The 23,118-nt window shown below is 70.5% G+C and carries 17 protein-coding genes; 5 read left to right on the top strand and 12 right to left on the bottom strand.

Annotated features, from left to right (window positions below; translation table 11 throughout):
• Positions 1-176: 176 nt before the first annotated feature.
• The 4 genes from P696_RS0114250 to P696_RS0114235 form a co-directional block, all read right to left on the bottom strand.
• Entirely contained in the window at positions 177-548 is a 372-nt protein-coding gene (locus P696_RS0114250; RefSeq protein ID WP_211245738.1) for a hypothetical protein, read from the bottom strand.
• Positions 549-785: 237 nt separating this feature from the next.
• Positions 786-2,813 carry an NACHT domain-containing protein gene (locus P696_RS55895; RefSeq protein WP_026412867.1) on the bottom strand — a complete coding sequence of 676 codons (2,028 nt, stop codon included), beginning with the start codon at positions 2,811-2,813 and terminating at the stop codon, positions 786-788.
• Between the two features lie 317 nt (positions 2,814-3,130).
• Positions 3,131-3,433, bottom strand: a complete 303-nt coding sequence (locus P696_RS0114240) for a hypothetical protein (RefSeq protein ID WP_026412866.1) — start codon at positions 3,431-3,433, stop codon at positions 3,131-3,133.
• A gap of 595 nt (positions 3,434-4,028) precedes the next feature.
• Entirely contained in the window at positions 4,029-4,442 is a 414-nt protein-coding gene (locus P696_RS0114235; RefSeq protein ID WP_157429695.1) for a hypothetical protein, read from the bottom strand.
• Positions 4,443-5,314: 872 nt separating this feature from the next.
• Here P696_RS0114235 and P696_RS0114230 point away from each other — a divergent pair.
• Positions 5,315-5,509 carry a DUF1918 domain-containing protein gene (locus P696_RS0114230; protein WP_026412864.1) on the top strand — a complete coding sequence of 65 codons (195 nt, stop codon included), beginning with the start codon at positions 5,315-5,317 and terminating at the stop codon, positions 5,507-5,509.
• A gap of 355 nt (positions 5,510-5,864) precedes the next feature.
• On the opposite strand, the gene P696_RS45430 is transcribed toward P696_RS0114230, so the two are convergent.
• Positions 5,865-6,830, bottom strand: a complete 966-nt coding sequence (locus tag P696_RS45430) for a tyrosine-type recombinase/integrase (protein WP_211245737.1) — start codon at positions 6,828-6,830, stop codon at positions 5,865-5,867.
• A gap of 379 nt (positions 6,831-7,209) precedes the next feature.
• On the opposite strand from P696_RS45430, the gene P696_RS0114220 reads away from it, so the two are divergent.
• The 3 genes from P696_RS0114220 (at position 7,210) to P696_RS0114210 (ending at position 10,749) form a co-directional block, all read left to right on the top strand.
• Positions 7,210-7,545 carry an effector-associated constant component EACC1 gene (locus tag P696_RS0114220; RefSeq protein WP_034484638.1) on the top strand — a complete coding sequence of 112 codons (336 nt, stop codon included), beginning with the start codon at positions 7,210-7,212 and terminating at the stop codon, positions 7,543-7,545.
• Entirely contained in the window at positions 7,542-9,530 is a 1,989-nt protein-coding gene (locus tag P696_RS52425) for a caspase, EACC1-associated type (protein WP_051467536.1), read from the top strand. Before P696_RS0114220 ends, P696_RS52425 begins: the two co-directional genes overlap by 4 nt.
• Positions 9,531-10,191: 661 nt before the next feature.
• Positions 10,192-10,749, top strand: coding sequence for a GNAT family protein (locus P696_RS0114210; protein ID WP_026412862.1), 558 nt, complete (start codon positions 10,192-10,194; stop codon positions 10,747-10,749).
• A 220-nt stretch (positions 10,750-10,969) separates the two neighbouring features.
• On the opposite strand, the gene P696_RS45420 is transcribed toward P696_RS0114210, so the two are convergent.
• The 6 genes from P696_RS45420 to P696_RS52420 all read right to left on the bottom strand — a co-directional run bounded on the left by P696_RS45420 (position 10,970) and on the right by P696_RS52420 (position 21,398).
• Positions 10,970-11,881 carry a DMT family protein gene (locus tag P696_RS45420; RefSeq protein ID WP_051467534.1) on the bottom strand — a complete coding sequence of 304 codons (912 nt, stop codon included), beginning with the start codon at positions 11,879-11,881 and terminating at the stop codon, positions 10,970-10,972.
• A 130-nt stretch (positions 11,882-12,011) separates the two neighbouring features.
• Entirely contained in the window at positions 12,012-16,850 is a 4,839-nt protein-coding gene (locus tag P696_RS0114200; protein WP_026412861.1) for a DUF4132 domain-containing protein, read from the bottom strand.
• A gap of 79 nt (positions 16,851-16,929) precedes the next feature.
• Entirely contained in the window at positions 16,930-17,982 is a 1,053-nt protein-coding gene (locus tag P696_RS0114195) for a CU044_5270 family protein (RefSeq protein ID WP_026412860.1), read from the bottom strand.
• Entirely contained in the window at positions 17,975-18,556 is a 582-nt protein-coding gene (locus tag P696_RS0114190; RefSeq protein WP_026412859.1) for an RNA polymerase sigma factor, read from the bottom strand. The genes P696_RS0114195 and P696_RS0114190 overlap by 8 nt, the downstream gene beginning before the upstream one ends.
• 114 nt (positions 18,557-18,670) lie before the next feature.
• Positions 18,671-20,221: an MFS transporter gene (locus P696_RS45415; protein ID WP_211245736.1), complete on the bottom strand. Its 1,551-nt coding sequence runs from the start codon at positions 20,219-20,221 to the stop codon at positions 18,671-18,673.
• A gap of 223 nt (positions 20,222-20,444) precedes the next feature.
• The gene (locus tag P696_RS52420) at positions 20,445-21,398 is read right to left on the bottom strand and encodes an alpha/beta fold hydrolase (protein WP_084337441.1); all 954 of its coding nucleotides are present in this window, start codon (positions 21,396-21,398) and stop codon (positions 20,445-20,447) included.
• A gap of 107 nt (positions 21,399-21,505) precedes the next feature.
• On the opposite strand from P696_RS52420, the gene P696_RS45405 reads away from it, so the two are divergent.
• Complete coding sequence (locus P696_RS45405) at positions 21,506-22,156, top strand: TetR/AcrR family transcriptional regulator (RefSeq protein WP_051467529.1); 651 nt, start codon at positions 21,506-21,508, stop codon at positions 22,154-22,156.
• Positions 22,157-22,190: 34 nt separating this feature from the next.
• On the opposite strand, the gene P696_RS0114170 is transcribed toward P696_RS45405, so the two are convergent.
• Positions 22,191-22,988, bottom strand: a complete 798-nt coding sequence (locus P696_RS0114170; RefSeq protein WP_026412858.1) for an SAM-dependent methyltransferase — start codon at positions 22,986-22,988, stop codon at positions 22,191-22,193.
• Between the last annotated feature and the right edge of the window lie 130 nt (positions 22,989-23,118).

The raw sequence follows: 23,118 nt of genomic DNA, 5'->3' as shown, positions 1-23,118 counted from the left end.
CAGCGCATTCGGCGGCGCGTCGGTGGTCGGGGCAGGCCAGCCTCCCAGCCGATAAGGCTCGGCTCCCCCGTACACGACCATGTCCCCGGCGGCCTGGAAAACCCGCGCAAACCCCGACGCGACCGCATGCTGAAAAGCCGCTCCGCCAGCGTCCGGTGACCCCATCGAGGGCCGGGTCATTGCTCGTTGATGGTCTGGTCCCGGCCGGCCTGGTACACCCGGCCGTGCCCGGACGCGGTCGCGTTCATGGTGATGCGCTGGACCCGCGCCTGGTCGGCTTCTGGCAGCAGTGGCAGCCACACCTGATCCAGCACCTGCTGGATCTCGGCGCCCAGGGTCGGGTTGGCGGTCACCAGCCGGGCCAGCTTGCGCCGCCACTCCTCGGCCAGCCCGTCCTCGGCCTTGTGATCGGACGCCTGCCGGGCCGCCAGCACCTCCCCGCGCACCTCCTCCAACTCCGCCTCGACCGCCGCAACCCGCTCGGGATGCACCCGCCGCCACAGCGTCACCGCACCCGCCCTGGCCTGCTGCCACCCGTCAGTGGCCATCGCCCCCACCAACGCTGTCCCCGCTGCCATAACGATCGGATCCATCTTCGAGCCCCTGTCGCGGACTTGTACCGGTAGAACACCCACGGTAGGAAGTCCGCGCATCCGGGAAGCGCGCTTGACCCAACCCGGCCGTACAGCACCGGTCAGAAGCCACCGCCAGCTCCGGCCGAACAACGACAGCCAGCCGCTACCGTGTCTGGAAAAGTAGACGTTGTTGGACGGTTCGAATCTGGATCATGGCGTCGGGTGGCGGGCCAGGTATTCCTGCAGCTCCCGATGGCGGAACTGGTATCCCGTGCCAGCGATGCGGACCAGGCCTGCTCTATAGCTCCATTGCAGGAATCTTCCCAGCCACCAGGGCAGTGGTTGGCTACTCCACCGCCGCGTGCCCAGCAACAGCACCATGTACCGGAAACTCGTGAGCCCGGCTGCGAGCCCAGTCACGAGCCCGGTCATGAGCCCGACCGTGAGCCCGGCCGTGAGCCCGGCCGCGAGCCCGAACGCGAGCCCGGCCGCGAGCCCGAACGCGAGCCCGGCCGCGAGCCCGCCCGCGATGCTTGATCTCACTGCCTCATGCGGCCCCGCCGGCGAATGATTTTCGTTCGTGAGGCCGACCGTGAGCCCGACCGCGAGCCCGGCCGCGAGCCCGCCCGTGAGCCCGGCCGCGATCCCGGTCGCGAGGCCGACCGCGATCCCGGCGGCGAGCCCGACCACGAGCTGTGAGATGAGTTGGCGTCGACCGGGTTGGGGCCGAACCTGCGGCAGGTCGAGCTTGCTGACAGGAGGCCAAAGTGTTTTCCAGAGCCATGGCAACAACATAGGAGGGACGAGCCAAGCACTGGTGACGCCGACCATCTGCGCGCGTAGTGAGAATCCGGTCGGGAGGTGGGTGAGCATGTAGGCGGCAAAGCAGCTCCAGGCAGCGGCCACGATGAGGACAGGGATGGCGCGGGGGAGGCGGGTTCCGGCCAGGGGCCAGAGTTCGTGCAGGACCAGATCGGTTCCCGATAGAGTTCGCCCGCCCACCGTGCGGGCGGGCTGGGTTGCGGTGGGGGTGTTGTTGTGAAGGTAGAGGGCCAGGACTCCTAGCCAGCGGTGCACGTGGTCGGCCGGGTAGGGACTGCGGTGGACGGCGGCGAGGGTGGGGATGAGCAGGCCGAGAAGGTGATCTCGGATCTTGTTCTCCGAGTCCAGGCGGGGGTCGACGAGCTCGGCCGGATCGTGGAGATAGGCGCCGGTGGCGAGGTCGCGTTGGTCGTACACCGTGGCCGCCAGGGTGAGCCGCCACGGGGTGGACAGGGCCCGGGCCAGGGGCCGGTTGCCGGATCGGCACATCGCCGTGAGCACCGGCTGCCAGCGTCCTTCGTCGCTGACCCGCCCGATCAGGAACTCTCGGGCTTTGGGCAGTCTGACCGGGCAAATCTCGACGCGGGCGGCGTCACGCACCCATTCCCGAGTCCTCTCCAATGCCTCGTACTGATCGATACGGCAGGTCAGCACCAAGCTTCCCTTGTCGGCGCCATCGAGGTAGGCGTTACAGGCCCGGATCGTCTGCGCGGCGCGGGAGCTGTATCCGGGGTCATCGACCGCGTCCATCTCATCCAGCCCGTCCAGCACTGGCAGCACCATCCGCGCGGCCACCAGTTCCCGGGCCGTCGCCTCGGCCAGCCGGTACGTCCGCACGAGATGCTCAGCAAGCCAATCGCCGATCGCGGATTCCGGGGGCCGACTGGTGTCCACTGCGGCCGCCGACAACCGTACGGGCACCGGATCGGTGGCGGCGCGCTTGTTGAGCAGCCCCAAGATCAATTCGATGCCCAGCACGGTCTTCCCTGACCCACCCTCACCAGTGATCACCAGTCGGCGGGGTCGCAGCCTGCGGTAATAGGCGAGGACCTCTTCCAGGGTTCCTTTGGTAGGGGCCCTGGCGGCGTTGTGCGCTTGGGCCGGCTGGAGGGTGAACTCCACATCGATGGTCCGATCGTGCCCGCCCAGTAGCTGACGTCGCGCCTCCGCCTCAACCGCCCGCACCGCGACCGCCAACCGTGCTGCGGCGTCGATGACATCGGTGTCGGTGTGGCGCTGCGCGCGCACCGCCAGCCCCAACGCGACCACGCTGACCGCCAGGCTCGCCAACGCGATCACCGCGCCGACCGGATCGAACTGCCCCGCCGAGGTCCCCGCCCACGTACGTGCTGCCACCAGGCAAGCCGTCACCAGCAACGCCAGTCCGGCGACGGTGTACCAACCCACACGCCCCATGCCCAGACCATAAACAGCGACCAGCCGGGCACATCGGCCATTCGATGCACCGCACTGCACTCATCCTCCTCGCGGGCCGGTCACAGACCTACTTTCGGGCTGGGGTCAGCTTCGGGAACGTGACGCCTAGCCCGGTGGTGTGGCCTCCGCGCACAGCCGGGCGCGATCCCAACGGGGAGACCGCCGGAAAGACACCGCGGGGAGCCATCGCGCCCGGACCGGAACCCGACCGGGCCGCCGGGCCGCGCGTACCGTCGGTGACCTGGGCCGATCGGTTCACCTCGCCCTTGGTGCCACGGACCCGAGTGGTGGGTTGCCTAGGGGGTGCAGTCCGCCCAGCTGTTCGGGAGGGGGCCGCCGGTCTGGCAGTGGACCGTCCGCGCGGGGGAGGGCTGGCCGTTCACGACCAGCCTCCGGACGAAGATCTCGTAGGGCTTGCCGCCGCCACCGGGTGCGTGCTTGCAGTCCTCGCCTCTCAGCACCGAGGAGGACTGCTGGAGGGTCAGCGAGCCCCACTCGCAGGTGAGCGTGGTCTGGGCCGCGGCGGGTCGGGCTGGGGCGGTGGCCAGCCCGACGGCCAGCGCACCGGCGGCGAGCGCGGCGTACCGGCGTGAGGTCAAACGAGGCATCGCAGAAGGCATCGCACACCTGCTTTCACGAGCGGGACCGGGCGCACTTTGCGTTTCTGCCATCCCCGCCGTCCCGTCAACCTCCCCCGACCGAACCCGCCACCCTGACCTGGCCTCCGCCGCCTGACGGCTCGGGGCCACCCCGCCCGGGCAAGGGGGACGCCGAGTACGCCCGCATCGATACAACCCTCCACCCGCTGCCGATCGCCCTGCTGGCGGCCATCTGATGGTGGTGGTCGTTCCGGCTGGTGGTGAATGGTCGCCGGTGTTGGTGGCCGGCTGTTGCGGCCCTCTTCAAGGGGCCGGAGGTGGCGCGGCGGCCACAACCAGCGGGATGGGGCGTAAGGCTTTGGCGATGAGGTCGCCGGACGAGGCTGGAGGCTGACGCCAAACTCGCCTTCGACACCCCGGCCCATTACCTGCAGCACGTGTTCCTGTAACACCCGGCGCCCGCGCCCCCGGGCGCGGCGCCGGCCTCCACGGCGTCATGGCGTCGCGGGATCAGAATCCGGCCGCTGCCGGGTTCGCCCCGGCTGCGTCGGCGCGCCATACGGCGCGCCGACGGCCGTCGTGCCCCTGGCTGAGGTCACTTGATGTTGAAGCGGCCCGGGTTCTTACGCGCGCCGACGGAGAAACGCAGCTTGCCGTCCCAGTTACTCAAGGGCCGGTCCTTGTCCCTGCCCTGCCACAGCTCGTAGTAGCCGCCCTTGTCGACGAACCACACCGGGGCGATACCGGACTTGCTGCTGACGGCCGTGACCCATCCGTCGGAGGAGTCGATCCACTTGCCCTTGTTGTGGTCGGACACGACCTGAAGGAACCCGGCCCAGTCCGCGCCCTCGTCCCGGCCCTCGACGCACTCGACGTGCACCATCGGGCGGTCCTCGTTGGGCCGGAAGTCGATGACGACGGCGTCGCCGTCAAAGCGCGCCGCGCTGTACCTGGAGAACTCCCCCGTCCCCTCGTAGATCACGAAACTGCTGGCAGGTCTGGTTCCCATGTCGAGGCCCTCCGTGATCGTCCCAGCCTTACCTGCAACCTACTCGCCCCACCCGCGAAGCAACGCTTGGTGACGTGTATGTCACGTTAGGCACCAGGAGGTCATCCTCAGCGCTAACGGCTGTCCGCAGGTTCCTCAGCCCCGGAGTCCGGAACCGCCAGTAGCGACGGTCGGACGACTCGCTCCGCTGTCGGAACGCGCCCATGAGCGCGCCCTCCCTTCCCTGCCCTTGTTGGGGGGCGGCCGGGCGACCCTGCACCGGCTCGTCCGGCGCGCGCGGCCCGGACGAACTCGACTGCGAGCACGACGATAACCGTGGGAACCGTGGGCCGTCGGATTCACCGCCCTTTCCTGCCACCCGATCCCTCGGCCCCCTGTGCTGGCCCGCCGAGCAGCTCTGACGGCCGGCCTTGGCGTTCCGCCGTCAGGACGGTGTCACGTCACCGGCCCCGCGTTACCTAACGCGCGGCCCAGTCTTCGGATGCGGAGTGACGACCGGCTGCGTCACATCGTGGGCGGTGACGTAACCCGGCGGTGTCCACCAGTCTTCGTGCGTGCCCCCAGCGGCGGCCCCGGACATGACAAGGCGGATCGGAGCCGGCATCGTGCACGCTCCACACAGCACCGGGGACGCCGACTCGCCTGTCCGCGCCGCTGGGTGAGCGGGCCCGCCCAGGTCAAAGCGGTGCTCCAGGTCGGCGGACGGGTAGAGGCGACCACGAAAGGTCTATCGCCCAGGAGACCCGCAACTACCAGGCCGCGCCTGACTGCCCGCGCCTGCTAGCGGGAAGACCTGGAGGGGCAGGCACGCACCGGTCGGCCGGGGTTGGGTGGCCTGCGCCGCAACGCCCAACGGACAAGGGGGAAAGTAGATGCACGCCAAGAAAGGCGACCGTGTCGTATCCCGACGCGCAGGTATGCCGGAACACACCGTCGAGATCATCGAGGTGCTCGGGACGAACGGGACACCGCCCTACCGTGTCCGGAGCAAGGACGGACACGAAGTCATCATGATGCCCGGCCCCAACGACACCATCGTCCGTCACGCACCCACCGACGGGGACTGACCGCCCGACGCGACCAGGCCGAAGAGAGTTCCTGCGCAAGCGCGGCGGGGAAACTCCCGGCACCTGAACCAACACCACACGTCAGACGACCGAGCTCCGGCCCAGGCGTCTTCGCTAAACGAACACGACGTCTTCGCTGGCCACCATCCACCACCAGCCGGAACGGCCACCACCCCCAGGACGATGACCGCACGCCGCCACTCCCGACGGCCGCCGAGCCCCAGAACCGCGACCGCCCACCACCATCAGATGGCCGCCAGCACCGTCGGGGGCGTGGGTTGGCGGGCATGCGTCCGCCCCCCCGCCCGGTGGTGCGGGACCGGTCGGCGGGGCGGGTGTATGTGGGGTGGGCCGGTCAGATGGTGGTGAGGGCTGCCGGGGCGTCGGCGTTGAGAATGATGGCGGCGGCGTCTTCGGCAGATTTGCGGGCGACCTGGGGTAGCAGGCTGGTGTAGGTGTCGGCGGCGATCGTGATGGACGACAGTCGCAGCGTTTCCTGGACGGTCTTCATGTCATGCCCGGCCGCGAGGAGGAACGAGGCCGCGCCGTGCCGCAGGTCGTGGAGGCGGACGGGTGGCAGGCCGGTTTCCATGGACAGGCGTTCGAACTGGTCGGTGACCTGGTTGGGGCGGACCGGGTTCCCGAGTTCGTCGGTGAAGACCAGGCCGCCGGTCTCGTGCCAGGTGTCTCCGGCTGCGAGACGTTGGGCGTTCTGTCGGGCTTTGTGGGCGCGTAGGACGGCGATGGTGGAGGTGTCGAGGCTGATGGTGGCTTCTCCGGCGTCGGATTTGGGTTTGCCTTCGAAGATGTCGGGGCCGATCTGGGTGATCTGCCAGCGGATGGTGACGGTGCCGCCGTCCAGGTGAAGGTCGGTCCAGCGCAGGCCGCAGGCTTCGCCGCGTCGCAGGCCGCGGAAGGCGATGAGGTAGTACAGGGCGTACCAGGGGTGGAGTTCGGCGCGTTTCAGGAAGGTCTTGGTCAGGCCGGGTGTCCAGACCATGGCCTTGGAGGGGCGGGGTGCGCCGATGTAGGCGTCGATCCGGTTGAGCTGGTTGCCGTGCCCGTGGGACGGGTCGTCCTCCCACAGGCGTTTGCGGCGGCCCGCCATGATTCCGCTGTAGGTGTCCAGGTCTTTGCGCCATTGGGCGATGCGTTCGGGTGTCCGGACGAGCGCTTTGGGTGCTTTGCCTGAGGGCAGCTCGACCAGCGCGGCGACGTTCATCTCGGTCAGGCCCTCTCTGATCGCCCTCTTCAGGGCGCTGCGGAGGGTGGCGCGGATCCGCTGCTTGGTCGCCGGGCCGACCACTCGTCGTCCCTTCACCTGGGCTCGCAGTTCGGGAACATGCTGCAGGCAGACTGCTCCAACTCCGTAGAGGCCCCGTTGGCAACCGACCAGGAAGTTGGAGTCGCGTTCCGCCACGGGTAGAAACACCAAACTCCCGGGCCAACACCGTCCCGACGAACAAAGCTGTAAATATCGGAAAGGTGATCTGCAGTGCTGCCGCAGCGGCTTGACTCCGATCCCATACTGCCGATAGTCCCCTCGTTATGATGAGCCCTCGGCTCGCCCAGTCTGCAGGTCCTACCCCGCCCACATAAGCGACCATGTAGCCGGCCAGGAGATCCGCGCCTGCCACGACACCGGTTCAACAGCCCGACACCACGACAAGACTTCGAGAAGATGGCTGAGGAACGCCTGGATGAGCGCTGAGATACGGATCTACCTCGCCGACAGCAGCAGCATGGACTTGTTGCGTGCATGGCTGGGCGACATACCCGATGTCACCGTGGAGCCTGTAGCGCGCCCGCCGCGACCAGGCGAGCAGGGTGGGGCATGGGATTTCCTCAACGTGCTGTGCGGCACCGGCGGCGCGGTCACCGTCACCCTCAAAGCGCTGACCACCTGGATAGAGTCGAAAGCAACCCATGCACGGGTCAGGATCGGCGACGCGGAGATCGAGCTGGACGGGCCCGACCCCGAGGCGCTCGCGCGCTTGGTGGAGGCGGCGAACAAGGCGGCCCAGAACGACGCATGAACGCCATCGACTTCTCCCGATCGCGGGCGATCCTCATCGGTACCGGCCACTACACCCACGGCCTCGCTGAGATGGTCGCCGCGCTCAACAGCCTCAACGCCATGCGGGAATTACTGACCGGGCCCCTGTGCGGCTGGCCCCGTTCCCGTGTCTCAGTGTTCAAGGACAAGACCACCCGGCATGGCCTCGATCGGCAGCTCGCTCGGCTCATCCACGAGACCACGGACGTGTTGTTGTTCTACTACGTCGGGCACGGGCAACTCCTCGACGGCGAGCATCTGGGGTTGGCCCTGGTCGACACCCACGCCGACGCGAGAATGCGTCACGCCACATCCCTGCGCTTCAACGACGTGCGCGCCGAGTTCAAGCACCGGTGTAAGGCCCGGGTGAAGCTCGTCATTCTGGACTGCTGCTACGCCGGCCTGGCGACCAGGAACACCCAGGGGACCGGTCTGGCCGACCAGGTCCAGTTAGCCGCGAAGGTCGAGGGCGCCTACACACTCACCGCGTCGCGCGCATCGCAACAGGCCATCCATGAGGACGGCCCGGCCGGGCTGACCTACTTCACCAAGATCTTCACCGAGGTGGTGCGCGACGGCGTTCCCGGTAGAGACGCAGAGCTGACTCTGAAGGACATCCACAAGGAGGTCAGCAGGCGGTTTCTGCGATTGGACTTGGCCGAGTTCCCTGATCACCAGGTTCGGCCCGAACCGAGCGTACTGACCGCGGACACCGCCGAGGAGCTCGCCTTCGCCCGTAACGCCGCGGCGTTCGACCACGCCACCCCATCAACAGGGGAGTCCACCACACCTGCCACCGCCCCACCCCGCCCTCGCCCGGCAGGTAGCACTCGCGCCACCCCCCACGGGATCCGGCGGCGAGCGTTCATCATGGGCGGCGTCGCATTCGCCGGCGCGGGCACGGCCACCGGGGCTGCGCTGTGGGCCCGGGGAGAGAGCGAGGATTCGGCCCGCGCCCGAAGACTCACCGGCGTCGACACCAAGGACGTGGCATTCAGTCCGGCCGGCCGGACGCTCGTCACCATCGATGGATCATCCGTCGCGCATGTCTGGGACGCTGCCACCGGCAAGATGGTCGCCGAGTCCTCCGATGAGCAGTTGGAAGTGTCTTGCGTGGCGTTCAGCCCCGACGGCAAGACCTTCGCGACCGGCAGCTGGAACGACATCCGGGTGCGAGACGCGGCCACCGCGGTCCCCATCGCCACCTTCCCCACCAAGAACGGCAACATAAACATGGTGCCGTTGGCGTTCGGCCTCCACGGCAGGATGCTGGCATGCGGCGGCGCGGACACCGCCGGGCGCCGCGACGACACCAGCGCCTACGACATGAAGAACAGCTTCCGACTGCTGGACACATCCACCGGCCGCGTCCGTGCGATCTCGTCGGAGCACAACCTGCGCGCCATAGCCTTCAGTCCAGACGGCAAGACGGTCGCATGCGCCAACCAGCGCGGGTGCTGGCTGTGGGACGTTGCCGGTCATCGCTTCGGCCATGAGATCGGCCTGCTCGACGACACGCACGCGGTGCTGTTCACCTCGGACGGACGGCTCCTCGTCACCGCAGGCGAGGGCGGCGTACGGCTGTGGGACACCACCTCGCTGCACATCAGGGCGACACTTTCCGCAGGAACCACCTACGCCGTGGCGCTCAACGAGAGCGGCGGGGCGATCGCCACCGCCGGACCGCACGGCGTGCAACTGTGGGACATGACCACCCGCCGCCCCACCGCCACGCTGACCCACAACCTGACGCAGTCCCTGGCATGGAGCCCCGACGGCAGAACCCTTGCCGGCGCCACCTCCCAGGGCCACCCCAAGTTCACAGGCTCTGTCCCGTCGTCGTACGACAGCGGATGCCTGCTGTGGCAAATCCCCCACACGGGGCCCTTGCCCACCTCCACCGGAAAGCCCTCCGACGCACCCAAAGGACCCTCCGCCCAGGTCCGTGTCACCGGGGATAAATAAGGGAGCTGCACAGGTCAGGGCTTCGCTCCGTCCTGTTCCACGGCGTGGACTCAGCCTTCAGAGACGAGCAGGCGGCTTCCCCGAGGGACTCGAGCAGTACCTTCTGCAACTGTGGCCAGCCGGAGCCAGCAGACGAACAAGCTACCGCGCCCAGGCCAGCCCTGCTGATACGCCACGGTGGCGTGGCCACTCGGTGGCTGCTCGGGGGTTTCGGTACCTGGCGTCAGCCAGAAGCAGGGGCTGGCACGCAGAGTGGACGCAGGTGGACGCACCGGCACGATTCGGCACTTGAAAACACCCGTTGTGGGAGTATTTGGGCGCTTTTAATCCGTAGGTTGTGGGTTCGAGTCCCACGCGACCCACCCACCTGACCTGGGCGAACGCAAATATGTCGCGTTTGCCCAGCGTCGTTTTCGGGGTACTTTGCCTCCGTGGCTGTCCGATGGCTGCTCGGTTGTGATCCGGTGGCACGGGACAGGCCGATACACACACCCGTGGGCATGCGGCGCGCGATTTCCCTCGCCGCAGTCACCGTGAAGATCAAGCCGCTCGCACCGGCCGCCGCGAGCCACTCCACCAGCACAGTCACATCGGACCACCCAGTCACGGTGAGCCACGGGCCTCCGCCGACCGAGCGCGACCCACGTCACATAATGGCGAGATGGCGTTTCGATTCCTCGTCGAGGAAGCAGAACAGAACGTCGCCGCACACCTCGGTCCGCTCATCTCATGGGAGGCGCCCCCCTCGGAGGGAGACTGGGACCTGGTCATGTCAGGCATCGACCTGGACAATGCCGCCTTTGAGCTCGGCACTGCCACTCTCGCCAGACAGTCGTTCGACACGCCAGACGGCTGGAGCGAGAGCCCTCTGGACCTCGCCGCCTCCGCCTACAAGCGCGCGTTCGGATGGGACCATTCTCCAGGCGAGGGTGGCATCTGGCTGGTGATGTCGGCTCCGGTCTCCGGAGTGGGCGGAGAGAACGGTCCATGGCATTACAAAGGCCACCTCACTGGATTCGTCGTCTTGTACGACCGGGGCCATGAGGGCTTCTATGAGTCCGTAGGCCACATATGGACGGCAGCATCCTGGAAGCGCAGAGGTATCGCGCGACGACTCCTATCCGAAGCCCGGTCGCGATTTCCGATCAAGGAGATTGAAGGGCCCTACAGTGCAGATGGCGCCGCATTCATCGAATCCTGCGCCCAGGACCTGTTGTGATCACGACGCACCAGCCGCACCGCCCCGGAAACCGGGTGCATCACTTTCAGGGCTTGGCACCAGCTCCCCGTCAACCCTGAGCTGAGCAGTTTTCGCCGTCCGAGCTTCCGCCACCTGAGGCTCGAATGTGATCGGGGCGAACTTAGAGCCGCGCCGGCAAGGCATGGGTGTGGTCGCGTTCGGCCTGTGGCCTCAAGGCCGACAGGGTGGCGGGGCGGCCTTAGGCGAGGAGTTCCTCCGGGTGGTGGTCCCGGGTCTGGGCGGTCTCTGGTTCGCCGAACCAGGCGACGGCGACGGCGCCGATCACGGCCAGGACGAAGCCGACGGCGGCGGCCCAGGCGTAGCCCGGGCGGGAGGCGTCGCCGAGCCAGATGACGCCGAGGGCTCCGGGGACGACGGTCTCGCCCACCACCAGGGCCGCTGTCGCGCCGTTGATCGAGCCGATCTGCAGGGCGACGGTGTGGAGGTACATGCCGCCGACGCCGCCGACCAGGATGGCGTACAGGGCGGGGTCGGTCAGGAGCGCGCCGGGGGCGAGCGGGTCCGCGCCGTTCAGGACCCGGACGCCGATGCCCACCACGCCGAAGCCCAGGCCGGACAGCAGTCCGGCGAGGATCGCCGCCTTCGCTCCGAGCCAGCGCACCGCGACGGTGCCGCCGCCGATCAGCAGCACGGAGGCCGCCAGCAGCCACCAGTGGGTGGAGATCGGGGTGTCGCCGCCGCCCTCGGGGCCCGCGGCCCCGGCCAGCAGGACCAGGGCCAGGCAGACCGTGGCGATGGAGGCCCACTCCCGGCGGCCCAGCCTCACGCCCAGCAGCCTGATGCCCAGCACCGCGGTGATCACCAGGTTGGCGCTGATCACGGTCTGGGAGAGGAACAGGGGCAGCAGCCTGGCGGCGAGCGCGCCGAGGCCGAAACCGACGAAGTCGAGCACGGTTCCGACCATGAACTCCCATGTCACGGCGGCTTTCGCGGTGGAGGAGAGGCTGGGGCCGCCGTGCTGGGTGGTGGCGGTCCCGGGCCCCGCGGCGGCCTCCTGGCGGGCGGATCTGCGCGATCCCATGGCCTGCAGCACCGACCCGACGCCGTAACAGGCCGAGGCGGAGAGGGCGGTCACGAGACCGATGATCATCGAATGCTCCGTTCGCGTGCCGCCCGTGCGGGGGCTGGGACCACCGCCGACGTGGGGCCGCCGGGCGCAGCCGAGGGTCATCCCTCTCGCCAGGATGGACGTCCGGTATGGGGAGGAAGTTCCGAAAGCGTCACTCCAGCCGGGTCGCGGCCTCCAGGGAATCGGACGAACGGAGGAAGCGGAGGTCCTCCATGACCAGGGCGACATCGGTGGCCCCGCCGCGGCGGAGGGCCGAGGCCAGCGCGTCCAGGTCGGACCAGCGGGACGGACGGAGGTGGACGCGGTAGCCGTCTCCGGCGGGCTCCAGGATGAGGGCTTCGCCGATGGCGAGCCGGTGCTCCGGGAGGTGGGACGCGGTCGCTCCGGCGGCTCGTTCCAGGGCGGCGACCGAAGTGACCCCGGCGGCGATGGGCAGGGACGAGCCCGGGTCGGTGACGTGTTCGTGCAGGTCACGAAGGCGGGCGGCGGCGGTCGTCCGGGCGGGGTGGTCCTTGGGCAGGCGGACGGCCAGGAGCCCTGCGGCGCGGGCGAGGTGACCCAGCGGCGGCGCGGACGGACGCTCGCCGAGCAGGGCGAGCATGGCCTCCAGCGCGTCCTCGGCGCCGGAGGCGAGGGTGACCCACTGCCCGGTGGTGAGCGGGGTGAGCCTCGGGTGGCGTTCCGTCCAGTACGCGACCGCCCGGTCCAGGTCGGGGCCCGTGCGCCAGAGGTCGGCGGGGTCGTCGGGCATGAGCAGCTCGACGACGTCGACGGCCTCGTCCGCGGTGGTGAGCGCCTCCAGGGAGAGCGCGGCGATGTGCAGGTCGATCTCGGGCAGGCCGGATTCGCGGGCGAGGGCGGCGACGCGGCCCCGCGCCCAGCCGTCCGGCCAGAAGAGGGTCCGGGCCGAGGTGGACAGCAGGATCAGGCACTGGGCCGGTGACAAGCCTGTGGCCTCGGCGAAGGCGCGTGCGGTCGCGTCCCGGTCCACGGGCGGCGGGCCGTTCTCGGCGATCAGGTCGAGTGCGCGCCGGAGCCGGTCGGGGTCGCCCCAGCCGCGGCAGGTCCGCAGCTCGACGACGCGGTTGCGGGTGAACAGGAGCGGGTCGGGACCGTCCGGGGTGTGGAGGAGCGCCGTGACCGCGTACCCGTGCCCCACCTGCTCGTAGTCGGCGACGGCGGCGATCGCGATGGGCCCTCGGCCCGAGCGGATCCACCCGAGGTCGTACTCCGGGCGCAGGCGGGCGACGTGCCAGGCGCCGTCGGTGCGGAGGAGTTCGGGGACGGCGGCCAGTCTCGAAAGTCGCGCGCGTCCGACGCCGTCGTCCCACGCTGCCTCCAGGACGGCGGCGCCGAGACGGCCGAGCGTGTTCTCGATCCCCTTGACGGCGGAGGAGTCGAAGGTCGCGATCGTCCTGTCGTACGGCGCCTCGACGGCGGCACGGGTGAAGTGGACGATCCGCTCGTACGCGGACTCAGGGCCCGGATCGTCCGGCTCGGGGGACGGCTCGGACCGGACGGCGGGGGTCGCGGAGGCGGGGGCCGGACGCAGGTGGGGCGGCGGGGTCAGCGCGAGGCGATCCAGCAGGGCGAACGCGCGCTCGCGGCATTCGACGGCCGTCCACACCAGGAACGTGACGCCCTTCCAGAGCGACTCGTCGGTGATCTCCGGCAGGAGCGGGCGGAGCCGTCCCGCCAGCTCGTCGCGGGCGGCGACCTTCGCCGAGTACTCGCTGTCGGGGTCCAGCACGCGCATGAGTTCGGCGGCGAGCGCGGCGTCCGCGACGTCGATCAGGGCCTGCGCCTTCTTCTCGTCGACGGCGCGCAGCGCGCTGGAGCCCTCGGGGTCGCGCGGACGCATCCCCGACCATCGTCCGGGAGGTGCCACCAGGCGGGTCCCGGACGCGTAACGGTGGTGCTCGACCGTGCTGATGTTCTCGGCGCCGTCGTGCTCGGGCACCCTGCCCCAGCCGCGGACGTAGCGTCCGATGGTGCGTCCGGCCGGGTCCCGCAGCTCGATGATCCGGCCCTGGCCGCGCCACACGGTGGCCTCGGCGCCGCCGGGGAAGGCGACGCGTTCGCCGTCGGCCGGGACGACGCGGACGGCGGCCGGGTGCGCGCTGCCGTGCGGGCAGTGCGGGCCGCCGTGGTCCAGGACGGTCACCCGGCCGTTCACGGCGATCAGGCAGCGGTCGTCCAGGTCGCGCGCCTCGGTCCGTTCGTGGGATCGGCTGGAGACGTACTCGTACGTGCCGAAGCCGTGGGACGGGCCGACTCCGTCCGCTGTGACGACGGACGCGCGGAACTTGTGCTCCCAGAGCCGGCCGGACTCGATCAGGAGCAGGTCGGTGCCGCTCTCCTCCAGGTAGTCGGTGATGGTGTTGACGTGGCCGGGGACGAAGGCGGGCAACTCCAGTTCGTCCAGGACGCCGCCGCTCAACGTGGCGGCGAGGGCGCGGGCCGGGTCCGTCCCGGTCGTGATCGTCCGGACGCTGTCCAGGAGAGCGTCGGGGACTCCGGCGATGGTGAACCGCTCGGCGTCGCACAGGGCGGCGTGCGCGTCCGGAAGTCCCTGGTCGGGGAGCCGTTCGGCGTGCTCGGCCAGGAGGGCGGCGACGATCCGCGCCGTCCCCGGTGTCGTGGTCAGGGCCCGTACGGTCTCGGGGACGGTCTGCTCCGGGACGGCGGGCTCGGTGACGTTGAGCTGGTTGGTCACGTTGCCCACGATCGCGTCGCGCAGCAGCGGAGCCCAGTCCGGGTCGGCGGCGACGGCGGCCAGGTCGGTGCCCGCTCCGGAGGCGAGCCGGTCGTACAGCTTGAACGTGTGCAACAGCCGGGGCCGCGCGAGCGGGACGCCGCGATCCAGGAGGAGGTCAAGGAGCGGGAGGTCGGCGGCGGTCTCCTCCCAGCGGTTCACCTCGTCCTCGTCCGTCCCCAGGAGCGCCTCGTGGTCGTCGCAGGTGAGGCCCGCTGCGCGCAGCCGTGTACCGGCGTCGTGCAGGAGGTCGCCGAGACCGGCGGCGGGGAGCGCGAGGCCCGCGTACAGCTTCAGGAAGCGGCCGAGCCAGTCCTTCACCGCCGTTCCCGACAGGCCGGGGGACGTGGTGAACGGGTCGGTCAGGCCCGCGTCCGCGAGGTTGCCGATGAGGAGCGACACCGCCGTGCCCTTCGCCTTGGGGGTGTCCTTGGCGGGCAGCGGCAGGACGCCGAGGAACGCCCGGCCGATGCCCACCTCCGCCCGTGCCATCGGGCCGAGCAGGGGAAGGACGAACGTCCAGAGGGCTCGCGGTGCCGACTCCATGCAGCCGCTCTCCAGCAGGGCGCGGACGGCGCGTTCGTCCTCGGGCCCGCCGAGCGCGTGCCCGGCGGCCTTCGCCAGCGTTGCCCAGCCGTCGGCCAGTGCGAGTGCGCCGTCCTCGCCGTCCAGGACCTCCTCGCACCACTCGGTGAGCAGGCCGCGGTGCCAGCGGTACGCGACGGGGGCGGGATGGCGGGCGGCGAGCCGCGTGCCGTGCTTCTTGAGCGTGGCCGTCCCGGCCGCGTCCGGGCCCGCGACGAGGTGCGCCGCGATGAGCGCGGCCTCGTCGACCGGTAGCGCGTGCACGTCCTCGGCGGCGCGGGCCTTCTCGAAGAAGGCGGCGGCGAAGCGGGCACTGCCCGCGGCGGCCATGATCCGCGCGCACTCCTCGTAGAACGGCGGCAGCAGTTCGGGCGCGTGCGTCTCCAGGTCGTCGCCGGTGCGGGTGAGCACGGTGCGGGCGAGGCCGGGCTTGCGGGCGGCCAGGTCACGGGCTGCCCGCAGGTCGGTGTGCGCGGCCAGGATGCGGGCGCGGTGCGCCGGGTACCGGTGCAGGGCGGACGCGAGGAAGCCGAGCGGGCCCGCGTGCACGACGCCGACGCCGGTCTCCGCCACGGGGACCAGGTCGTAGAGCGACTTCTCGGCCTTGTCGCCGTCGACGGCCGCGCGCCGGACGAGTTCGACGACCGGCTCGTCCAGGACGGGGTGCTCGTAGCGGACGGCGACGCACGTGTCCTCGTCGGAGTGGCCCGGCGTGCCCGGTAGCACCGCCCCGGCGCGCAGCAGCAGGTCGCGCGTCGGGCGGGCGATGCCGGAGGACGCGACGGTGCCGGGCTCGCCCTGGTGGGCGTCGCAGAAGTGGGAGTACGCCTCGGCCGCCTCGACCTCCGGCTCCGTCTCGTCCTCGGTGCGGTCCGCGAACAGGGCCATGAGAAGGCGGACGCCCTCGGACCAGGCGATGTCGCCGATCTCCCGGCCGCCCGCGGCGAAGCGCAGCCCGGACATGTAGGCCGGGCTCATCGGCCCGCTCCAGTCCACGTCGATCTCGACGCCGAGCGGCTCGGGGGCGTGCACGGTGAACCGTGCCCGGTCCCCCTTGATCCGTCCGCCCAGGTCGTGGACGCGTCGCTCGAACGCGCCGCCGCTCTCGTACCGTGCGCCCGCGTAGCCGAAGGGATCGACCGAGCCGAACGAGCGGTCCATGCTCGCGGGACGCGTCCACACCTCGCGGCGTACCTGGTCGACGACCTGCGTGAGGTTCCGCGCCCGCCAGACGAGCAGCTCGTCGCCGAGCAGCAGCGGGTGCGGGATCGCGAAGGCGTCCGCGTCCGCCCACGCGCTCTCGCGCAGAAGCGCGCAGCGGCCGAGGTCGGGCGCGCCGTCGACGATCGGGGCGACGACCAGGTCGGTGAGCGTCTCGCGCCAGACCGGGTCGTCCCAGACGGCCGCGAACACCTCGGCCGGGACGGGCAGCGACCGCACCATCCAGGACTCGACCCGGTCGTGCGCCGAACGCGCGTGCTCGCCGAGCCGGTCGCAGAGGGTGGCGAGCCGCACCGCCGCCGGATCCCTCCTGACGGCGGCGGGCACCTTGGCCAGCACGCGGCCCGCGGCCGTCCGGCAGGCGAGCGCCGGACGCCGCGTCCCCTCGACGGTGAGTTCGTGGCCCGTCGCGATCCCGATCCATCCCATGGCGGGCCATTCTTGATCATCCATGGGACATTCGACGGGGAACGGAGAATTCACCCGCGGTGGCGGGCCCCGGAGCGGGTCAGCGTTCCCCGGCGTCGTCCACGATCGACGCGGTCAGGACGGCCTCGTCGGTGAGCAGGGCCCCCTTGCGCAGGGCGAGCGTCCCGTCGGCACCGGACGTGCGGGAGTCGGCGACGACGACGCGCTGCTGCCCGGCGTAGGTGTAGGTGGACGGGCTGACGAGGATCGCCGTCCGGATCCCGGCATCGGTGCGGTACAGGCTCAGGGCCGGGCGTCCGGCGAGGTCGGTGACGTGGCCGAGCCGGACGGACCCGGTCCGCGCCAGCGCCCCGTAGAGGGCGGCGTTCAGCTTCGCGGGCAGCACGGGGTAGTTCTCCATCAGCGCGAGCACGGCGTCGAAGACCTGGTTCTCGGCCAGCGGCGTCCTCGTCGTCGCGAGGTTGTGCCTGATGGTCGTCAGGAGCCTGTCGGGGTCGGTCGGCAACGACTGCAGGTAGGCGTAGTCGAGCCCGGCGGGCCAGCCCCCGACCTGGCTCGGCATGCCGTTGGCGAAGACGAGCCTGCCGTTCTCGAAGTGGGCGAACCTCAGGAAGTCCACCCGGTCCCACGTCTCCTTCACCTGACGCGTGCCGGGGTCCTGCACCTGCGCGCCCGACGGCTTGGCGTGCGAGGTGGTCGTCATCATCCGGGTGTGGATCCACTGCGTCGGCTTCGGCGGCGGGGACCCCTTGGCCAGCGCGGCGGCGTTGGAGGCCAGCGTCATCGGGCTGGTCACCGCCACCAGCCTGACCGGGGACGACGCGCCGGGCGAGGACGGAGCGTGCCGGGACCCGCCCGAGCCGAGCGTGGTGACCGCGACGACCGCGCCGGCCGCGACCGCCCCCGCCAGCAGGCCGCCGAGCAGGATCGGCCTGCGCGTCCCACGGCCTCCGCCGGGCCAGGACCTGCGCGCCTTGCCTCCGCCGAGCCGGACCGGCCCGCTCGCCTCGCGGCCTTCGGCGTTCGACGGCCGTCCCGCGATCTCCGCCAGCAGGGCCTCCCGGGCGGCCGGGTACCGGGCGTCGGCGGGGACCTGACTGCGCATCTCGGAGAGCGTCGCGAGCTCATCCATGGCGGTACTCCTTCTTCTCCAGCGCGGAACGGATCTTCGTGCGGGCGCGGCTGAGGCGGGACCGGGCGGTCCCTGCGGGGATGCCCAGCACCTCCGCCACCTCGTTCAGGGTGAGATCGGCCCACGCGGTCAGCAGCAGCACGTCCCGCTGCCCCGCGTCCAGCCCGGCCAGGACGGGGGCCAGCACCCGCGAGGTCTCCGAGGCCGCCACCCTCCCGTCCACCTGGTCGGCGAAGGAGTCGGCCAGCACCGGATCGACCCCCGTCCGCTGCAGGGCCTTGAGGGCGCGCATCTCGTCCCTGCGATGCCGCCTGATGAGGTTGGTCGCGATCCCGTACAGCCAGGGAGCCGCGTTCCTCCGGCTCCGGTCGTACGCCGTGCGACGCCGGAACGCCACCAGGAAGGTCTCGCCGACGATGTCCTCCGCGACGCCGGGCCCGACCCGGCGGGTGACATAGCGTCCGATCTCCCCGGCATGCCGTTCGAACACCTCGGCGAACGCGCTCGGATCTCGCAGCGACCGGTCGATGACATCCGAGTCATCGACCCTCGGCAGTTCTGACGTCCGTCTCACCCAAGCCGCCTTCCGTAGACCCTTCGTCACCCCCTTCTTGTCCACTGCGTCTCAGACGGGTCCCACCTTTTTCAGAGTCCTCCAACCGGACGTTTCCGGCAGTCGTTCATGCGGTCATGGGACGGTGACGGGCTCGGTCTCCTTGACCTCCGTGTCGTCCGCCGTCGCCGCGGGGGTGTTGTTCTTCGGGCCGCGGAGGGCGATGTAGACCAGCACCACGGCCATGACGGCGACGCCCGCCCACATGGACTGCTGCCATCCCTCAACGTAGGACTGCTTGGCGGCGTGCACCAGGTCCTGGGCGTGCGGGCCCGCGCCGCCCGAGACCGCGACGGCGTTGGCGATGCCTTCCCGGGCGGTGTCCGCGGTGCCCTGGGGGACGTCGTGCAGCCGGTCGTCGATGGCGTGGCGGTAGCCGGCGGTCAGGAGCGCGCCGAAGACCGCGACGCCGAGCGCGGTGCCGAACTCCCGCGTGACGTCGTTGAGGGCGGAGGCGACACCCTGCTTCTCGCGCGGCAGGGAACGGGTGATGGCCTCGGTGGACGGCACCATCGACAGAGCCAGGCCGACGCCCATGACGATGATGCCGGGCAGGATCGACAGGTAGCCGTCCTCGACCGAGACGAACAGAGCCATGAGCGCCAGGCTGACGCCGGTCAACCCGATGCCCGCGGCCATGGTCGGACGGGCGCCGAACCGCGCGGCCAGCTTGGGGGCCAGGCCGGACGCCGTCATCATGGAGGCGGCGAGGGGCATGAGCGCCGCCGCGGACCTCAGTCCCGACCAGCCGAGCACGGCCTGCAGGAACGGGAACAGGACCACCGAGATCCCCGCCTGGGCGCCGAAGACCATGACCAGCGTGATCGAGCCGCCCGCCAGGCCACGCTCGCCGAACAGGCGGACGTCCAGCAGCGACGCGTCCCGGCGGTGCAGCTCCCAGGACACGAAACCGGCCGTGGCGACGAGGCCGACGGCGAGACCCGCCAGCGTCACCGGCGCGGTCCAGCCGCGCTCGGGGCCCTCCTGCAGGGCGAAGATGAGACCGACCACGGCGACGACGGACACCAGCGCGCCAACGGTGTCGAAGGCGTGGCCGGAGCGCTCGTGGGAGTTCGGAACCGACGTCAGCGTCATCGCCAGGGCGAGGACGACCAGGACCACGGGCAGGACGAACAGCCAGCGCCAGTCGGCGACGTCGACGAGGAAGGCGGAGAGGAACATCCCCAGGATGCCGCCGCCCCCGGCGACGCCGGTCCACACGCCGATCGCCTTCCCGCGCTTGTCCTCGGGGAACGACGAGGTGATGACGGCCAGGGTGATCGGCATGATCATCGCTGCGCCGACACCGCCCGCCACGCGCGCGCCGATCATCACCCCGGCCGTCGGGGCCAGGCCCGCCACGACGCTCGCGACGCCGAAGACGGCCAGCCCGGCGACCAGCATGGGCTTGCGGCCCAGGCGGTCGCCGATCGCGCCGAGCGGCAGCAGCAGCGCCGCGAGGGTGAGGGTGTAGATGTTGATGATCCACAGGACCGTGTTCTGCGAGGCGTCGAAGTCGACGGCCATGTGCGTCTGGGCGACGTTCAGCCCCGACACCGACGCGATGACGGCCATCAGCGCCATCGAGACGGCGATCAGGATCGCGCGCAGCTGACCCGCGTTCAACTCACCCCCGCCACCTCGGCCGCTCCCGCTGGTGGATGCCACCCGTTCAGGGTTCGCGCTCATAGGTTCCTCTCACAGGACGTGCTGTTCGTGCTCTTCGTGGATCGAGCGGGGCAGCGCCCCGATTGCTGACAGGAACCGCATGTAGCGTGCGTCACAGCCCTGTGACGTGCGGTTTTGGACGTCGTCCGCCGTCCGCCGAGTGCTGGCGAAAGCGAGCGGTTCAGAGGAAGTCGGCGATGAGGGGGTTGGCCTGGTCGGGGCAGTCCTCGTGGGCGTTGTGCCCGCAGCCGGGAAGGACGTGGGCCACGGATCCGGGGATGCGGCGCGCCATCGCGGTCGCCTCCCAGGGCTTGTCCCATCGGTCCTGATCGCCCCAGAGGATGAGGGTGGGGACGTGGACCTGGCCCATGAGGCGCTGGGTGAGCGCGTAGTCGAGGTTGCGCTGGGACATCCAGAGGGCCTTCCGGTTCTGGAGGCGGCTCATCGGCGCCCAGTCCTCGTCGATGAGCTCCGGGGTGACGCGTTCCGGATGGGCGAAGGCCTTCCGTAGCGTCCGGGCGGCGTCGGACCTGCGCATGAGCTTGCCGATCAACTCGCCCGCGACGGGGTACTCCAGCGGACGCCAGTCCCAGCTGGACGGGACGTCCAGGCCGGTGGAGTCGATCAGCACCAGCCGGTCGACCCGTTCGGGGTGGCGCTCGGTGAAGTACAGGGACCAGCTGCCGCCCCAGGAGTGGCCGACGATCGAGGCCCTGCGGAGCCCGACCGCGTCCAGGAAGGAGCCGATCGCGCCGGACATCGCGTCCAGGTCGTAGCGGAAGCCGTGCTGTTCGAGGGTGGTGTAGCCCTGGCCCGGCAGGTCGACCGCGTACACCGTGTGCTCCTTGGCGAGGGCCGGGATGGTGTCCCGGTAGGAGTAGATCCACTGGCCCCCGCCCGCGATGAGCACGACGGGCGAGCCCTGGCCGGTCCGGGTGTAGTGGAAGCGCGCGACCGGCGTCCGCACGTACAGCGCCTGCGATCGGGCCAGGTAGGACGAGCTGTACCGGGCCTCCGACGGATGCCAGGCGTAGGCGGCCAGCAGCGCGGCGGCCACGACGAGCGTCGTCAGCGCGCCCACGCTCACCAGCGTGCGGCGGATCCATCTGCGGCGTCGAGAGGGGTTCTGGCTCATGACACGGTCCTCACCGGCGGCGGAGCGCCGCTCTACACTTGGAGAAGTATGTTCGCCGAACGTAGAGATTCTCTCTCCAGGTGTCAATCGGCTGGCATAATCCCGGCATGGGCATCGGGAAGGACGCGGGGACGGCCGGACGCACCGACCGCCGGGCGCTGCTGCTGGACACCGCGATCGCGGTCATCGCGAGCCACGGGCTGCGCGGGCTCACCCACCGGGCCGTCCAGGAGGCGGCGGGCCTGCCCCACGGGTCGGTGACGTACTACTTCAAGACCCGGGACATGCTGATCCTCGCCGTGGTCGACCGCATGATCGAGATCGACAAGGAGCGCTCAGGCCCGGCCGCCCACGAGCTGCTGCGCGCCATCGCGACCCGCTCGGACGCCCCGGACTACGACCGGATCGCCGAGTTGCTGCGCGGCTGGTGGTCCGAGAGCCGCGAGTTGCTGCTGGCCCGCTTCGAGCTGGAGCTCGCGGGCGCGCGCGAACCGCTGATCCGCGACGCGATGGCCCGCTGCAGGGCCGAGTTCCGGCAGCTGGCCGAGCTGATCGCGCTCGCCGCCGGATCCGAGGACGCCCGCTTCGACGCCGAGGTCGTGACGAAGCTGATCGACGGGCTGATGTTCGACTTCGTCACCCGCGCCCCACAGGACCCGCGGCACCTCACCACCGGCCTGCGCCGCGCCATCGAGCCGATCAAGAACGACCGTGGAACGACAAAGAACGGCGACCGAGGTCGCCGTTCTGTTCAGTGACGTATGAAGTTCGTCGTCGTTGACGACGGGTGGGTCAGGGCTTGCGGCCCACGCCGCCGGTCATGAAGCGGACGTCGACGGTGCTGGCGTCCAGGACGGGCTCGTCGGGGCGCCACAGCGGGAGCGGGACGAGGCCGGGCTGCAGGATCTCGAGGCCGTCGAAGAAGGCGGCCAGCTCGGCCGGGGTGCGGACGCGGCCGGTGCCCAGCTGCTCCAGGAGCTGCTTCTCCAGCGCGACCGACTCGGGCGCGTCGCCCAGGCGGGTGAAGTTGGTGATGAAGAAGTACGAGCCGCTCGGCACCGCGTCCCGCAGGACCCGGACGATCCGGCCGGGGTCCTCGTCGTCGCCGAGGTGGTGCAGGATGCCGACGAGCATCACGCAGACGGGACGGTCGAAGTCGATGAGCGCGCGGATCTCCGGGCGGGCGAGCAGGTCGTCCGGGTCGCGGATGTCGGCGGTCACCACGGCGGTGTTGGCGTTGTCGGCCAGGATCGCCCGGCCGTGCGCGAGGACGATCGGGTCGATGTCCACGTACACCACGTGGGCCTCGGGGTTGGCCTCCTGGGCGACCTCGTGGGTGTTGCGGACGGTCGGCAGCCCCGATCCGAGGTCGAGGAACTGGGTGATCCCCTCCTCCGCGGCCAGGTGCCGGACGACGCGGTGCAGGATCGCGCGGTTGTGCAGGGCGATCTCCCGCAGCTCCGGCATGATCGCGAGGCTGGCCTCGGCCACGGCCCGGTCCACCGCGTAGTTGTCCTTGCCGCCCAGCATCACGTCGTAGACGCGCGCCGCGGTCGGGACGCCGATGGGGATCTGCGGGGACTCGGCCATGTGCACCTCAGGGCTCAGGGAGTGATCATCCGCATCGTACCCCCGGCAAGTCCCTCAAACTGCGAAAAACCCTTGCGGTACAGGGCCTGAAGGCCACGCCTCCCCGTCCGCCGGACGGCCGGGGGAAAGC

Source organism: Actinomadura oligospora ATCC 43269 (assembly GCF_000518265.1).
In the GTDB taxonomy this organism is placed as follows: domain Bacteria; phylum Actinomycetota; class Actinomycetes; order Streptosporangiales; family Streptosporangiaceae; genus Spirillospora; species Spirillospora oligospora.
The sequence above is the reverse complement of the archived record's forward strand: the minus strand, read 5'-3'. Positions and strand labels throughout refer to the sequence as shown.

Bases quoted from the DNA above. Each gene is read 5' to 3' on its own strand.
- P696_RS0114250 (WP_211245738.1), bottom strand. From the start codon at position 548: ATGGCCACTGACGGGTGGCAGCAGGCCAGGGCGGGTGCGGTGACGCTG.
- P696_RS55895 (WP_026412867.1), bottom strand. From the start codon at position 2,813: ATGGGGCGTGTGGGTTGGTACACCGTCGCCGGACTGGCGTTGCTGGTG.
- P696_RS0114235 (WP_157429695.1), bottom strand. From the start codon at position 4,442: ATGGGAACCAGACCTGCCAGCAGTTTCGTGATCTACGAGGGGACGGGG.
- P696_RS0114230 (WP_026412864.1), top strand. From the start codon at position 5,315: ATGCACGCCAAGAAAGGCGACCGTGTCGTATCCCGACGCGCAGGTATG.
- P696_RS0114220 (WP_034484638.1), top strand. From the start codon at position 7,210: ATGAGCGCTGAGATACGGATCTACCTCGCCGACAGCAGCAGCATGGAC.
- P696_RS52425 (WP_051467536.1), top strand. From the start codon at position 7,542: ATGAACGCCATCGACTTCTCCCGATCGCGGGCGATCCTCATCGGTACC.
- P696_RS0114210 (WP_026412862.1), top strand. From the start codon at position 10,192: ATGGCGTTTCGATTCCTCGTCGAGGAAGCAGAACAGAACGTCGCCGCA.
- P696_RS45420 (WP_051467534.1), bottom strand. From the start codon at position 11,881: ATGATCATCGGTCTCGTGACCGCCCTCTCCGCCTCGGCCTGTTACGGC.
- P696_RS0114200 (WP_026412861.1), bottom strand. From the start codon at position 16,850: ATGGGATGGATCGGGATCGCGACGGGCCACGAACTCACCGTCGAGGGG.
- P696_RS0114195 (WP_026412860.1), bottom strand. From the start codon at position 17,982: ATGGATGAGCTCGCGACGCTCTCCGAGATGCGCAGTCAGGTCCCCGCC.
- P696_RS52420 (WP_084337441.1), bottom strand. From the start codon at position 21,398: ATGAGCCAGAACCCCTCTCGACGCCGCAGATGGATCCGCCGCACGCTG.
- P696_RS45405 (WP_051467529.1), top strand. From the start codon at position 21,506: ATGGGCATCGGGAAGGACGCGGGGACGGCCGGACGCACCGACCGCCGG.
- P696_RS0114170 (WP_026412858.1), bottom strand. From the start codon at position 22,988: ATGGCCGAGTCCCCGCAGATCCCCATCGGCGTCCCGACCGCGGCGCGC.